This is a genomic window from Rhodoferax sp. TH121 (assembly GCF_002251855.1).
In the GTDB taxonomy this organism is placed as follows: domain Bacteria; phylum Pseudomonadota; class Gammaproteobacteria; order Burkholderiales; family Burkholderiaceae_C; genus Allorhodoferax.
Genome location: NZ_NOXW01000021.1, coordinates 519,684 through 533,127, shown reverse-complemented (window position 1 = coordinate 533,127; position 13,444 = coordinate 519,684). Strand labels below are relative to the sequence as shown.

The 13,444-nt window shown below is 58.4% G+C and carries 13 protein-coding genes; 7 read left to right on the top strand and 6 right to left on the bottom strand.

Annotation, left to right across the window (positions count from 1 at the left end; all coding sequences use genetic code 11):
• Positions 1-38 precede the first annotated feature (38 nt).
• From clpA to icd, 3 genes are all read right to left on the bottom strand, one after another.
• Entirely contained in the window at positions 39-2,360 is a 2,322-nt protein-coding gene (gene clpA / locus CHU94_RS12570) for an ATP-dependent Clp protease ATP-binding subunit ClpA (protein WP_094480345.1), read from the bottom strand.
• 79 nt (positions 2,361-2,439) lie between these two features.
• Positions 2,440-2,796 (bottom strand): ATP-dependent Clp protease adapter ClpS, encoded by a 357-nt coding sequence (clpS, locus tag CHU94_RS12565; RefSeq protein WP_094480343.1) that lies wholly within the window; start codon positions 2,794-2,796, stop codon positions 2,440-2,442.
• A gap of 167 nt (positions 2,797-2,963) precedes the next feature.
• Positions 2,964-4,217, bottom strand: coding sequence for an NADP-dependent isocitrate dehydrogenase (icd, locus tag CHU94_RS12560; protein ID WP_094480341.1), 1,254 nt, complete (start codon positions 4,215-4,217; stop codon positions 2,964-2,966).
• Between the two features lie 172 nt (positions 4,218-4,389).
• On the opposite strand from icd, the gene CHU94_RS12555 reads away from it, so the two are divergent.
• A complete protein-coding gene (locus tag CHU94_RS12555) occupies positions 4,390-4,845 on the top strand; it encodes a DUF192 domain-containing protein (protein ID WP_094480339.1) in 456 nt (151 codons plus the stop codon).
• 98 nt (positions 4,846-4,943) lie between these two features.
• On the opposite strand, the gene CHU94_RS12550 is transcribed toward CHU94_RS12555, so the two are convergent.
• The 3 genes from CHU94_RS12550 to xseA form a co-directional block, all read right to left on the bottom strand.
• Positions 4,944-7,181 (bottom strand): NADP-dependent isocitrate dehydrogenase, encoded by a 2,238-nt coding sequence (locus CHU94_RS12550; RefSeq protein WP_094480337.1) that lies wholly within the window; start codon positions 7,179-7,181, stop codon positions 4,944-4,946.
• A gap of 247 nt (positions 7,182-7,428) precedes the next feature.
• Positions 7,429-8,010 (bottom strand): superoxide dismutase, encoded by a 582-nt coding sequence (locus CHU94_RS12545; protein WP_094480335.1) that lies wholly within the window; start codon positions 8,008-8,010, stop codon positions 7,429-7,431.
• A 43-nt stretch (positions 8,011-8,053) separates the two neighbouring features.
• A complete protein-coding gene (gene xseA / locus CHU94_RS12540; protein WP_094480333.1) occupies positions 8,054-9,352 on the bottom strand; it encodes an exodeoxyribonuclease VII large subunit in 1,299 nt (432 codons plus the stop codon).
• A 231-nt stretch (positions 9,353-9,583) separates the two neighbouring features.
• On the opposite strand from xseA, the gene CHU94_RS12535 reads away from it, so the two are divergent.
• From CHU94_RS12535 to adk, 6 genes are all read left to right on the top strand, one after another.
• Positions 9,584-10,210: a MotA/TolQ/ExbB proton channel family protein gene (locus tag CHU94_RS12535; RefSeq protein WP_094480331.1), complete on the top strand. Its 627-nt coding sequence runs from the start codon at positions 9,584-9,586 to the stop codon at positions 10,208-10,210.
• Positions 10,211-10,238: 28 nt separating this feature from the next.
• Positions 10,239-10,667 carry a biopolymer transporter ExbD gene (locus CHU94_RS12530; protein WP_094480329.1) on the top strand — a complete coding sequence of 143 codons (429 nt, stop codon included), beginning with the start codon at positions 10,239-10,241 and terminating at the stop codon, positions 10,665-10,667.
• Between the two features lie 3 nt (positions 10,668-10,670).
• Complete coding sequence (gene lpxK / locus CHU94_RS12525; protein WP_094480327.1) at positions 10,671-11,708, top strand: tetraacyldisaccharide 4'-kinase; 1,038 nt, start codon at positions 10,671-10,673, stop codon at positions 11,706-11,708.
• 1 nt (position 11,709) lies between these two features.
• The gene (locus tag CHU94_RS12520) at positions 11,710-11,892 is read left to right on the top strand and encodes a Trm112 family protein (protein ID WP_094480325.1); all 183 of its coding nucleotides are present in this window, start codon (positions 11,710-11,712) and stop codon (positions 11,890-11,892) included.
• Complete coding sequence (kdsB, locus tag CHU94_RS12515) at positions 11,889-12,665, top strand: 3-deoxy-manno-octulosonate cytidylyltransferase (RefSeq protein ID WP_094480322.1); 777 nt, start codon at positions 11,889-11,891, stop codon at positions 12,663-12,665. Before CHU94_RS12520 ends, kdsB begins: the two co-directional genes overlap by 4 nt.
• A gap of 113 nt (positions 12,666-12,778) precedes the next feature.
• Positions 12,779-13,435 carry an adenylate kinase gene (adk, locus tag CHU94_RS12510; RefSeq protein ID WP_094480320.1) on the top strand — a complete coding sequence of 219 codons (657 nt, stop codon included), beginning with the start codon at positions 12,779-12,781 and terminating at the stop codon, positions 13,433-13,435.
• The last annotated feature ends 9 nt before the right edge of the window (positions 13,436-13,444 follow it).

Sequence of the window (13,444 nt, the reverse complement as noted above, 5' to 3'; positions counted from 1 at the left end):
GGCGCATCGTGCGCCCCTTTTTATTACCGAGACCGCACTCAGCCTGCGGTTGCCTCTTCTGGCTTGGACTTGCCCTCTTTTTTCGGCAATGGTTGAATGTCCAGAATCACTTCGGTCTTGTCCGCCACTGTGTCATCGAGATCAACCGTGAGACGGCCTCCGTCAACCAGACGGCCGAACAAGAGTTCATCTGCCAATGCACGACGGATGGTGTCTTGGATCAGCCGCTGCATCGGGCGTGCGCCCATGAGCGGATCGAACCCCTTCTTCGCCAAGTGCTTGCGCAGCTTGTCGGTAAAGGTGACATCCACTTTTTTCTCAGCCAACTGCGTTTCTAATTGCAGCAAGAATTTGTCAACGACGCGTAGGATCACCACCTCGTCCAATGCCTTGAAGCCCACGATGGCGTCTAGGCGGTTACGGAACTCAGGAGTGAACAGACGCTTGATGTCCACCATTTCATCACCTGACTCACGCGGATTGGTGAAGCCGATGGTGGCCTTGTTCATGGTCTCGGCACCCGCATTGGTCGTCATGATGATGATGACATTGCGGAAGTCCGCCTTGCGGCCATTGTTGTCAGTCAAGGAACCGTGGTCCATGACTTGCAGCAGCACATTAAAGATGTCTGGATGGGCTTTTTCAATTTCGTCCAGCAACAGCACTGCATGTGGTTTCTTGGTCACCGCCTCGGTCAACAAACCGCCTTGGTCGAAGCCCACGTAGCCCGGAGGCGCACCAATAAGGCGGCTAACCGCATGGCGCTCCATGTATTCACTCATATCGAAGCGAATCAGATCAATGCCCATGATGTAAGCCAGCTGCTTGGCAGCCTCAGTTTTGCCCACCCCCGTGGGGCCACTGAACAGGAAGGAACCAATCGGCTTGTCTCCCTTGCCCAGCCCTGAGCGCGCCATCTTGACCGCAGAGGCCAGGATGTCCAGCGCCTTGTCTTGGCCAAAAACCACACTCTTCAAGTCGCGCTCAAGCGTCTTGAGTTTGCTGCGGTCGTCGTTGGACACATTGGCAGGGGGAATACGCGCAATCTTCGCAACGATTTCCTCTACCTCAGTCTTGCTGATCGTTTTCTTGCGCTTGCTGGGCGACAGGATGCGCTGGGCGGCACCGGCTTCATCAATCACGTCAATCGCCTTGTCAGGCAAATGGCGGTCGTTGATATATTTTGCACTTAGCTCTGCTGCAGCTTGCAAAGCAGCGAGAGCGTACTTCACGTTGTGGTGCTCTTCAAACCGGGACTTTAGTCCTTTGAGGATTTCCACGGTCTGGTCGATGGTGGGCTCCACCACATCCACCTTCTGGAAGCGGCGAGACAGGGCGGCGTCTTTTTCAAAGATGCCACGGTACTCGGTGAACGTGGTTGCACCGATACATTTGAGCTGACCCGAACTCAAGCTGGGCTTGAGCAGATTGGATGCATCCAAAGTCCCACCCGACGCAGCCCCGGCGCCAATCAGCGTATGAATCTCGTCAATGAATAACACCGCATTGGGTTTGTCCTTCAGTGACTTCAGCACGCCTTTGAGGCGTTGCTCAAAATCACCGCGGTACTTGGTACCGGCCAGCAGGGCGCCCATGTCCAGCGAGTAAACAACAGACTCCGCCAGAATTTCGGGAACGTCGTTTTGCGAGATACGCCAGGCAAGGCCCTCCGCAATGGCAGTCTTGCCCACACCGGCCTCACCCACCAGCAAGGGGTTGTTTTTGCGACGGCGGCACAGGATCTGGATGACTCGCTCCACCTCATACTCTCGGCCAATCAGGGGATCAATCTTGCCATCCTTGGCCATCTGGTTCAGGTTTTGGGTGTACTGCTCCAGTGGGGAAGCCTTCTCGCTCTTCTCAGAACCGCCCTCCTCCGCTTCTGCGGGGTTTTCGCTGGACTTGGCAGCTTCGGGGGGATCACTCTTCTTGATACCGTGGGCGATGAAATTCACTACGTCCAGGCGGGTGACACCTTGCTGGTGCAAGTAGTACACCGCATGAGAGTCCTTCTCCCCAAAAATGGCGACCAGCACATTGGCGCCCGTGACTTCTTTCTTGCCACTGCCAGTGCTCTGCACATGCATAATGGCTCGCTGGATTACACGCTGAAAACCCAAGGTTGGCTGAGTGTCAACCTCATCACTACCAGCGACTTGAGGGGTGTTGTCCTTGATAAAGTTACTCAGGGACTTGCGCAAATCATCGATGTTTGCGGCGCATGCCCGCAGCACTTCAGCAGCGCTCGGATTGTCGAGCAAGGCCAGCAGCAAGTGCTCCACGGTAATGAACTCATGTCGCTGCTGCCGCGCTTCCACGAACGCCATGTGCAGGCTGACTTCCAATTCTTGGGCAATCATGTGAATTCCTTTTCGCCTTGCTATGTTGAATGACTGTAATGCGTTTTACATCGCCCAAAAGGCTCACGCCGCAAATACCCTACAAATCTACCGGTTCGCTCACACACTGCAAGGGATGACCAGCCTTGTGCGCCGCCTCCATCACCTGGTCCACCTTGGTAGCGGCAATGTCCTTGGAATAAACACCGCACACACCACGCCCGTCCAGATGAATTTTGAGCATGATTTGAGTTGCTGCCTCCAGATCTTTACCAAAAAACTCCTGGATCACCACTACGACAAACTCCATGGGGGTGTAATCGTCATTGAGCATCACCACCTGGTACATGGACGGTGGCTGCACTTTCTGCGTTAGCCTTTCCATCACCACGGAGCCATCTCCTTCACCAATGGAGGGGGGCAAAATTACGGGAGAGGTAGGTTTTTTCGTAGCCATGCGAGGGATTTTATCGGGCGCTTACTTCCGTGCACGCTGGCGATGTTGTTCTGAGTTGGAGGCAAGTGGCAAGGTTTCAAGCCAATCCATAAAAAAACCGCTGAGAGCATATGCGCATCAGCGGTTGGAGCGAATGGAGCAGCGGCGAAACGGACGCCACTGTAACCCTACATATTGTCAATCATGACCTGCCCAAAGCCGGAACAACTGACCTGCTTCGCACCATCCATCAGGCGCGCAAAGTCGTAAGTCACCTTCTTGCTGGCAATGGACTTTTCGATGGAACGGATAATCAAGTCGGCCGCCTCTTTCCAGCCCATATGACGCAACATCATCTCGGCAGACAGAATTTCGGACCCGGGGTTCACATAGTCCTTGCCTGCGTATTTGGGCGCGGTCCCATGGGTCGCTTCAAACATGGCAACAGTGTCGGACAGATTGGCACCAGGGGCAATGCCAATGCCGCCCACTTGGGCCGCCAGCGCATCGGAGATGTAATCCCCATTGAGATTCAGCGTAGCCACCACGCTGTACTCCACGGGGCGCAACAGGATTTGCTGCAAAAATGCGTCGGCAATACTGTCCTTGATGATGATGTCCTTGCCAGTCTTTGGGCTCTTGAACCGGCACCAGGGTCCGCCATCAATCAGCTCAGCGCCAAACTCCTTCTGGGCCAAGGCATAAGCCCAGTCCCTGAAGCTGCCTTCGGTGAACTTCATGATATTGCCCTTGTGCACGATGGTCACATTGGGTTTGTCGTTGTCAATCGCGTACTGGATCGCCTTGCGCACCAGCCGTTCGGTACCTTCACGCGACACAGGTTTTACCCCAATGCCAGACGTATCAGGAAATCGAATCTTATTGACCCCAAATTCATCTTGCAAAAACTTGATGAGTTTCTTGGCCTTGTCGGACTCGGCTTCGTATTCAATGCCCGCATAAATGTCTTCTGAATTTTCACGGAAGATCACCATATTGGTCTTCTCGGGCTCCTTCAGCGGACTGGGGACGCCTTTGAAGTACTGAACAGGCCGCAAACACACATACAGATCAAGTTCCTGCCGCAACGCGACATTCAGGGAACGAATGCCACCACCTACCGGTGTGGTCAGGGGACCCTTGATAGAAACCACATATTCACGCACCACATCCAGTGTCTCCTGGGGCAGCCAGACATCGGGGCCATAGACCTTGGTGGACTTTTCACCCGCATACACTTCCATCCACTGAATCTTGCGCTGGCCACCATACGCCTTGGCTACTGCGGCATCCACCACCTTGAGCATCACCGGGGTGATATCCATCCCCGTTCCATCACCTTCAATATAGGGAATGATGGGCTGGTCCGGCACATTCAATGTCATGTCAGCATTGACGGTGATTTTTTGGCCTTGCTCAGGCACCTTGATGTGCTGGTACATAGAAACAGAACTCCGTGCTCGGTACGGTAACAATGGGATGCCCAAGGCTGCACGACCATGTGCAACGCCTAAGCTGAAACGAGAGAATTTTAGTTGTAAACGTCTGTGCAGCCGCCCCTGCGCATGACGCACAATTCAAATCGCTTTCGCCTAACTAACGGAATGAAACCGCATGAAATCTCTCAGCAGCTACCTCCTCACGCTTTGCTTGACAATCGCGGGGCCTGCACTCGCACAAGATGCGCCCCAAATGAATTTGCCGCGTGTGCAGCTCAGTGCTGGAATGCATCGCATCGACGCACAAGTGGCACAAACACCAGACCAGCGCAGTATCGGACTGATGTTTCGCAAGGAGATGCCACAACACGAAGGCATGTTATTCGTCTTCGAACAACCCTCCGGCCTTTGCTTCTGGATGAAGAATACCTTGCTGCCGCTGACTGCAGCCTTTGTCGCTGACGATGGCACCATCGTGAACTTGGCGGACATGAAGCCGCAAACCACCGACTCCCATTGCGCCAGCAAACCCGTGCGTTATGTGCTAGAAATGAACCAGGGCTGGTTTGCCAAGCGCGGCTTCAAAGTAGGCAGCAAGTTGGGTGGAGTACCTTTCGACAAGCGCAACTAGCTCTCGAAAAAGCGACGCCCCAAAAAAGCCCCTGCAGGCGAAAGTCTGCAGGGGCTTTTTATGTCTAACGGCGAACCTCAAGAGGCCCGCATACAACCTCAGACCTTGACCACCTTCAAAGCTGCGTTCAGCGTCTGGCTGGGTCGCATCACGGCATCCAGCTTGCTAGTGTCTGGCAGGTAGTAGCCGCCAATATCGGCTGGCTGACCTTGCACCGCTGCCAACTCCGCCACGATGGTCTGCTCGTTATCCGTCAATTGCTTGGCCAAGGGGGCAAACAGCTTTGCAAGTGCAGCGTCTTCGGTTTGTGCCACCAATTCTTGCGCCCAATACAGGGCCAAGTAAAACTGGCTACCGCGGTTATCGAGCTGGCCTGTTTTTGGCGAGGGGTTCTTGTTATTGTCCAGCAGCTTGCCAGTCGCAGCATCCAGCGTCTTGGCCAAGACTTTGGCCTTGGCATTGCCAGTTTTCAAGCCTAAGTCTTCCAAAGACACCGCCAAAGCCAAGAATTCGCCCAGCGAATCCCAGCGCAGGTGGTTTTCTTCGACCAGCTGTTGCACGTGCTTGGGGGCCGAGCCACCTGCGCCGGTTTCGTACATGCCGCCGCCGGCCATCAAAGGAACGATAGACAGCATCTTGGCCGAGGTGCCCAACTCCATGATCGGGAACAGATCGGTCAGGTAATCACGCAAGATGTTGCCGGTGGCGCTGATCGTGTCCAGACCACGGACCACGCGCTCCAGCGTATAACGCATTGCACGCACCTGGCTCATGATCTGGATATCCAGACCGACGGTGTTGTGCTCATGCAGGTACATCTTGACCTTGGTAATCAATTGCGCTTCGTGGGGGCGGTACGAGTCCAGCCAGAACACCACGGGCATGCCCGAGTTACGCGCGCGGTTGACGGCCAGCTTGACCCAGTCACGAATTGCTGCGTCCTTGACTTGGCACATGCGCCAGATGTCACCAGCTTCCACGTTCTGACTCAGCAGCACTTCGCCGGTGGCCAAGTCGGTGATGTTGGCCACGCCATCTTCCGAGATTTCGAAGGTTTTATCGTGTGAGCCGTACTCTTCTGCCTGCTGGGCCATCAAGCCCACATTGGGTACGGTGCCCATGGTCTTGGGGTCGAAGTTGCCGTGCCATTTGCAGAAGTTGATCATCTCCTGATAGATACGGGCAAAGGTCGACTCAGGCATCACGGCTTTCACGTCCTTCAGGCGGCCGTTGGCGTCCCACATCTTGCCGCCGTTGCGGATCATGGCGGGCATAGAGGCGTCCACGATGATGTCGTTGGGAGAGTGGAAGTTGGTGATGCCCTTAGCCGAGTCCACCATGGCCAGTTCGGGGCGATGTTCGTGGCAGGCGTGCAGGTCGCGCTTGATTTCGTCTTGCTTGCTTTGCGGCAGGCTGGATATCTTGCCGTACAAGTCGGCCATGCCGTTGTTGACGTTCACGCCCAGTTCCTTGAACAAGGCGCCGTGTTTTTCAAAGGCTTCCTTATAGAAAATCTTGACGCAGTGGCCAAACACGATGGGGTGAGACACCTTCATCATGGTGGCCTTGACGTGCAGTGAGAACATCACACCGGTCTTGCGTGCGTCTTCGATTTCTTTCTCGTAAAACTCCAGCAGGGCTTTCTTGCTCATGAACATGCTGTCGATCACTTCACGGTCCAGCAAGGACACCTTGGGCTTGAGCACGATGGTTTGGCCGCTTTTGGTAATCAGCTCCATCTTCACATCGCGGGCACGGTCCAAGGTCATGGACTTTTCACCGTGGTAGAAATCGCCAGCATGCATGTGCGACACGTGCGAACGAGAGGCCTGGCTCCACTCGGCCATGCTATGCGGGTTCTTGCGAGCGTATTCCTTGACAGCCTTGGGCGCACGGCGGTCAGAGTTACCTTCGCGCAACACGGGGTTCACAGCGGAACCGATGCATTTGGAATAACGGGCCCGGATGGCCTTCTCTTCATCCGTCTTGGGCGCTTCTGGGTAGTCCGGGACAGCATAACCCTTGGACTGCAGTTCCTTGATACAGGCCTGCAACTGGCCTACGGACGCGCTAATGTTGGGCAGCTTGATGATGTTGGCATCGGCCTGCAAGGTCTTCTTGCCCAACTCGGCCAACGTGTTGGGGACGCGCTGGGCTTCAGGCAGACATTCAGGGAACTCGCCCAATACACGGGCAGCCACCGAGATATCACTTTCGGTCACATTGATCCCTGCGGGCGCCGCGAAGGTGCGGATGATCGGCAAGAAGGACGCCGTGGCCAAGCGGGGCGCCTCGTCAGTCAATGTGTAGATGATGGTGGGTTGCTGGGTACTCATCTCTTGTCTCCAAAAAATAGATAGGGGTGGCGCCAAGGGTCTGCACTACCCCAAGGCTTTATCCACCGGATACTGCGTGATTGTGCTTTCAGTGGTCTGACCCAAACCCTGTTTTTTGCAATGCATTCTCACAATGCGGGATTTGACTTCATTCCGATGAAATTTTTTTAGGGCCCAAGACATGCCCCGAAGAAAAAAAGGCCAACAGGTTGCCCTGTAGGCCTTTTTTGCATCTGCGAAGCAAGACTCAGGCGAAATTCTGCGCAGCAAAGTCCCAATTCACCAATTTGTCCAGAAAGGTTTCGACAAACTTGGGGCGCAGGTTGCGGTAATCGATGTAGTAAGCGTGTTCCCACACGTCTACAGTCAACAGCGCCTTGTCAGCCGTGGTCAGGGGGGTACCGGCAGCTCCGGTGTTCACGATATCCACCGAGCCATCGGGTTTCTTGACCAGCCAAGTCCAGCCAGAACCAAAATTGCCCACAGCAGACTTCACAAAAGCCTCCTTGAACGCGGCATAGCTGCCCCACTTGGCGTTGATGGCACTAGCCAGCGCACCGGTGGGCTCACCACCACCGTTGGGCTTCATGCAGTTCCAGAAAAAGGTGTGGTTCCAGATCTGGGCAGAGTTGTTGTAGATACCGCCGCTGGATTTTTTGATAATTTCTTCGAGCGTCATGCTCTCGAACTCAGTGCCTTTTTGCAGGTTGTTCAGGTTCACCACGTAGGCATTGTGGTGCTTGCCATGGTGGAACTCCAAGGTTTCTTTGGAGTAGGCAGGAGCCAAAGCGTCGATCGCATAAGGCAGGGCGGGCAAGGTATGTTCCATGGAGTCCTCTGGGTTGGTTAGCAAGAAAGCAGAATTGTAGAAACTAATTGGAAGCCTGTTGGGCAACCACAAAATCAACCGCGCCATCAGCAAGGGTGGCACGAACGGGGTCACCGGCATGAAGCTGGCTGGTCCGGGTCACGGCGTGGCCGGACTTGTCGCTCAGCCAGGCATAACCCCTGCGCAACACCAGGCTGGGGTCCAGCAGCTCTAGGCGCAAGCCTGCACGGGCAGTGCGCTCCAGCTGGGCTTGGTGGGCCCGCGCCAAGCTGGGCAACAAGCCTTGCTGGGCATGCTGCACGGCAGCGCCCTTTCGCAGCACTTCGGAGGCCACCGCATGCCGCAGACGCTGGCGCAAGTGTTCCAATCCTGCCCTGCGCTGCACCACCATAGACGAAGGGCGGCCCAAGCGGGCAGCCACACCATCCAAACGTTGCGCCTGCCGGTCCACCACGCGCATCAAGGCCGTTTGCAGCCGGTTTTGCTGGCTATCCACCAAGTCGTTCAGCTGCTGAGTTGGAGGACTGACCATCTCGGCCGCTGCCGTGGGCGTAGGCGCTCGCACATCCGCCACGAAATCGGCAATAGTGAAATCTGTCTCGTGCCCGACACCGCTGAGCACAGGAACGGGGCTAGCGGCAATGGTGCGGGCCAAGGTCGCATCGTTGAAGGCCCACAAGTCCTCCATGGAGCCGCCTCCACGCACCAACATAATGGCCTCCACACCACCCGACTGGGTGCCCCGATAACGGTAGAGCGACTCCAAGGCTTGCACCAGCGCAGGAGCAGCCCCCTCGCCCTGCACCAAGGACGGCGCCAACAACACCTGCACATGGGGGGCCCGCCGGCGCAGAGCGGTCACCACGTCGTGCAGGGCCGCTGCGCCCAACGAGGTCACCAGGCCGATGCAACGTGGCACCGCAGGCAATGGCCGCTTGCGCGCTGCATCAAACAGCCCCTCGGCCTCCAACTCCGCCTTCAGGCGCATAAACTGCTCAAACAGATTGCCCTGCCCTTGGCGCGTCATGCTTTCCACAATGAGTTGCAAATCTCCCCGTGGGCCATAGATGTCCAAACGCCCTGTCAACTCCACCAGCTCGCCCTCGCGGGGGGCGAAATCCAGCTGCGAGGCGGCGCGCTTGAACATGGCGCAGCGCAACTGGGCCTGCGCATCTTTCAGGGTGAAGTAGCAATGCCCGCTGCTGGCGCGCGTAAAACTGGCCAGTTCCCCGGTGACCCGCACCGGATTGAAGCGGGCATCCAGGGTATCTGCCAAGTCGCGGCACAGTGCCGACACCGGCCATACACGCCGCGTGGGAAGCGCGGACTCAAACGCGGCCATACACACAGCCCCGGTACACGCCACCGCACAGGCGTGCGTGGCAAGTGGTTGAATGGATTGGTTTTTTCACTGCTGTATTTGTCATCAAACTGTTCGCACCCGCATGCAGACGGGCCTGGGAGGCTTGGCAGGTGCAGTTGCCCACATACTTATCCACACATTTTGTGAAAAATGGGCACACCTGGGTACGCCATAATCAGCCAGCTTTTTACTCTGCGTGGGGTTTCACTCTTGTTTTCCATCATACAAGCCGCAGGCTGGCCGATCTGGCCCTTGATTGCCTGCTCCATTCTGGCTTTGGCCATTGTGATTGAACGGTTCATCAGCCTCAAAGTGGCCAAGGTTGCGCCCCCCCGCTTGCTGGAAGAGGTGCTCAGCGTCACCCGCACCAGCGTGCCGGCCCCAGACGTCGTCTCCCAGCTCGAAAAAAACTCGGCCCTGGGTGAAGTGCTGGCCAGCGGTCTGCGCGCCGTGAATGCGGATCCGCATATCTCGGAAGACGATGTGCGCGCCACCATGGAGGGTGCTGGGCGCAAGGTCACCCAACGTCTGGAAACCTATCTCGGCGCCTTGGCCACCATTGCATCGGCTGCACCGCTGCTGGGTCTGTTCGGCACCGTGGTGGGCATGATTGAGATTTTCGGCTCGCAAGCCCCTGGCGGGAGCACGGGGGGCAACCCCGCGCAGCTGGCGCACGGCATCTCGATTGCGCTCTACAACACCGCGTTTGGCTTGATTGTGGCGATCCCCTCGCTGATTTTCTGGCGCTATTTCCGCGCCCGGGTCGACAGCTACCTGCTCACCCTGGAGCTGGCTGCCGAGCACCTGAACCGGCACCTCAAAGCCATGCGCAAGTGAGCTGAGACACCGCAGGACACGCTACATCATGAACTTTCGCCACCGCCGCCAGGACGAGCCCGAGATCAATCTGATCGCCTTTATTGACGTGTTGCTGGTGGTGCTCATCTTCCTGATGCTGTCCACCACCTACAGCAAGTTCACCGAACTACAGCTCAAGCTGCCCGTCGCCGACACCGATGCCCAACGCGACTACCCCAAAGAACTCATCGTCGCGGTGAGCGCTGACGGCAGCTACAGCGTTAACCGCAACGCTATTGCAGGCCGCAACCTCGACAGCTTGGCTATGGCCCTGACAGACAACGCCAAGGCTGGCAAAGACACCGTGGTCATCATCAGTGCTGACGCCAGTGCCAAACACCAGGCCGTGGTCACCGTGATGGAAGCCGCCCGCCGTGCCGGGCTGAACCAGATCACCTTCGCCACCCAGTCCTCCGCCCAGGCGGGCGGCCAATAGACCATGCGCCCCGGCCTGCAACAGGCCTTGCTGCAGGCCTGGACGGGTCGCGGTGTGCTGGCCTGGACACTGCGTCCGATCGCCGGTGTCTATGCTGCGTTGGTGGCGCTGCGGCGTACGCTGTACCGTTGGCATTGGCTGCCCAGCCAGCGCCTGCCTGTTCCCGTCATAGTGGTCGGCAATGTGCTGGCTGGCGGTGCTGGCAAGACCCCCACCGTGATGGGGATCGTTGCGCATTTGCAAGCCCAAGGCTGGCAAGTCGGCATCGTTTCACGCGGTTACGGCCGCCATGGCGATGCCATTCTGGCGGTGCACGCCGCTGCCTCGCCTGCAGAGGTAGGCGATGAACCCTTGCTGCTGCATCGCAAGACCGGGGTTCCTGTCTACGTGGGGCGCCAGCGTGCAGCAGCTGCACGGGCGCTGCTGCAAGCGCACCCCCAGACGCAGCTCATCGTCTGCGACGATGGCCTGCAACACTACGCGCTCTACCGCGACGTGGAGGTGTGCGTCTTCGACAGCCGCGGCACCGGCAATGGCTGGCTCTTGCCAGCCGGCCCGCTGCGCGAGCCTTGGCCGCTGCATGCGCTGCACGCTGTGGGCCAACGCGCGGAGCACTTGCTGGTACTCAACACCGGCCCCAATGCCATACCCGGCTACAGCGCCAGCCGCCAGCTGGCCGACTACACCCTAGGCGCAGCGGGCGACAGGCAGCCGCTGGCCGCCTTGTGGGCTCCGCAAGCCCGGCCCGTGCGTGCGGTGGCAGGCATCGCGCAACCCGAGGCTTTTTTTTCTATGCTGCGCGCGCAGGGGGGGCCTCTGGAAAGTGCCTTGGCGCTGCCAGATCACTATGATTTTGATAGCTGGTCACGCAATAACCATGAGGGCTACACCCTGATTTGCACCGAAAAAGATGCCGCCAAGCTCTGGCAGCCTGCCCCGCAGGCGCGCGCCGTCCCACTGGTGCAAACCGCGCCGCCCGAGTTCTATGCCGCGCTGGACCGCTGCCTGCAGCCCCACCGCCCTGCCCCGCTATCATCCTGACATGGACACCAGACTTCTCGAACTGCTTGTTTGCCCCGTTACCAAAGGGCCATTGGAATACAACCGCGACCAGCAGGAACTCATCTCCCGCAGCGCCCGCCTGGCCTACCCGGTGCGCGACGGCATCCCCATCCTGCTCGAAAATGAAGCGCGCGTCCTGAGCGATGCGGAGCTCGGCCTGTGAGCTTCACCGTTCTTATCCCGGCGCGCCTGGCCTCGACCCGCCTGCCCAACAAGCCCCTGGCCGACCTGGGCGGCGTGCCCATGGTCGTGCGTGTGGCCCAGCGCGTACGTGAGGGCGTGCCCCAGGCAACCCGCGTGGTGGTGGCCGCCGACAGCGACTCCATCGTGCAGGCCTGCACCGCCCATGGCGTACAAGCCATCCTGACCCGCCAGGACCACCCCTCGGGCAGCGACCGCTTGGCCGAGGCCTGCGACATTCTGGGCCTGGCCGACGAGGACATTGTGGTCAACGTGCAGGGTGACGAGCCGCTGATGGACCCCGACCTCGTGCAGGCTGTGGCAGCCCTGCTGCAGACCACTCCGCAAGCCAGCATGGGCACGGCAGCCCACGCCATCACCGAACTGGCCGACTTTGCCAACCCCAACGTGGTCAAGGTGGTGCACGATGCCAAGCACCTCGCCCTGTACTTCAGCCGGGCCCCCATCAGCTGGTGGCGTGACGGTTTTGCCAATGGCATCTCCAGCCTGCCCTCGCCGGCCCCCTTGCGTCACATTGGCATCTACTCCTACCGCGTCGGCTTTCTGCGCGAATTTCCGCGCCTGCCCCAGGCGCCGATCGAGGTGGTGGAGGCGCTGGAGCAGCTGCGGGCGCTGTGGCATGGCCACCGCATCGCGGTACATGTGAGCCCGCATGCGCCCGGCCCCGGCGTGGACACGCCCGAAGATTTGGCGCGTGTGCGCGCCATCATCGCGGGCATGGCACCCAAGCTGTAAGTTAGGCACGGGGCAGCCCGTGCTATTCTCCAGCGCTGTACGCGCGCAAGAAAAAATGCACCAGCAAGGTGCCAAAGAAGCGCCAAAGGTTTTTGTTCTATCCGAGGATATCCATGAGACTGATTCTGTTGGGCGCACCCGGCGCTGGCAAAGGCACGCAAGCCACCTTCATTTGTCAAAAGTACGGAATTCCCCAAATCTCCACAGGCGACATGCTGCGTGCCGCCGTCAAGGCCGGCACCCCGCTGGGCCTGCAGGCCGATGCCGTGATGAAGTCCGGTGGCCTGGTCAGCGACGACCTGATCATCAACCTGGTCAAGGAACGTATCGCCCAGCCCGACTGCGCCAAGGGCTTTCTGTTTGACGGCTTCCCTCGCACCATCCCCCAAGCTGACGCCATGAAGGCCGCTGGCGTGCAGCTGGACTACGTGGTCGAAATCGATGTGCCATTTGACGCCATCATCGAGCGCATGAGCGGCCGCCGCTCGCACCCCGCCTCGGGCCGCACCTACCACGTCAAGTTCAACCCATCCAAGGTGGAGGGCAAAGACGACGTGACCGGGGAGCCTCTGGTGCAACGTCCTGACGATCAGGAAGAGACCGTCAAGAAGCGCTTGGATGTCTACAGCGCCCAAACCCGCCCGCTGGTGGAGTACTACTCCAGCTGGGCAGCCAAAGACCCTGTTGCAGCCCCCAAATACCGCGCCATCAGCGGCATGGGCGATGTGAATGCGATCACCAGCCGGGTGTTTGAAGCGCTGACCCAATAAGCGCTACTG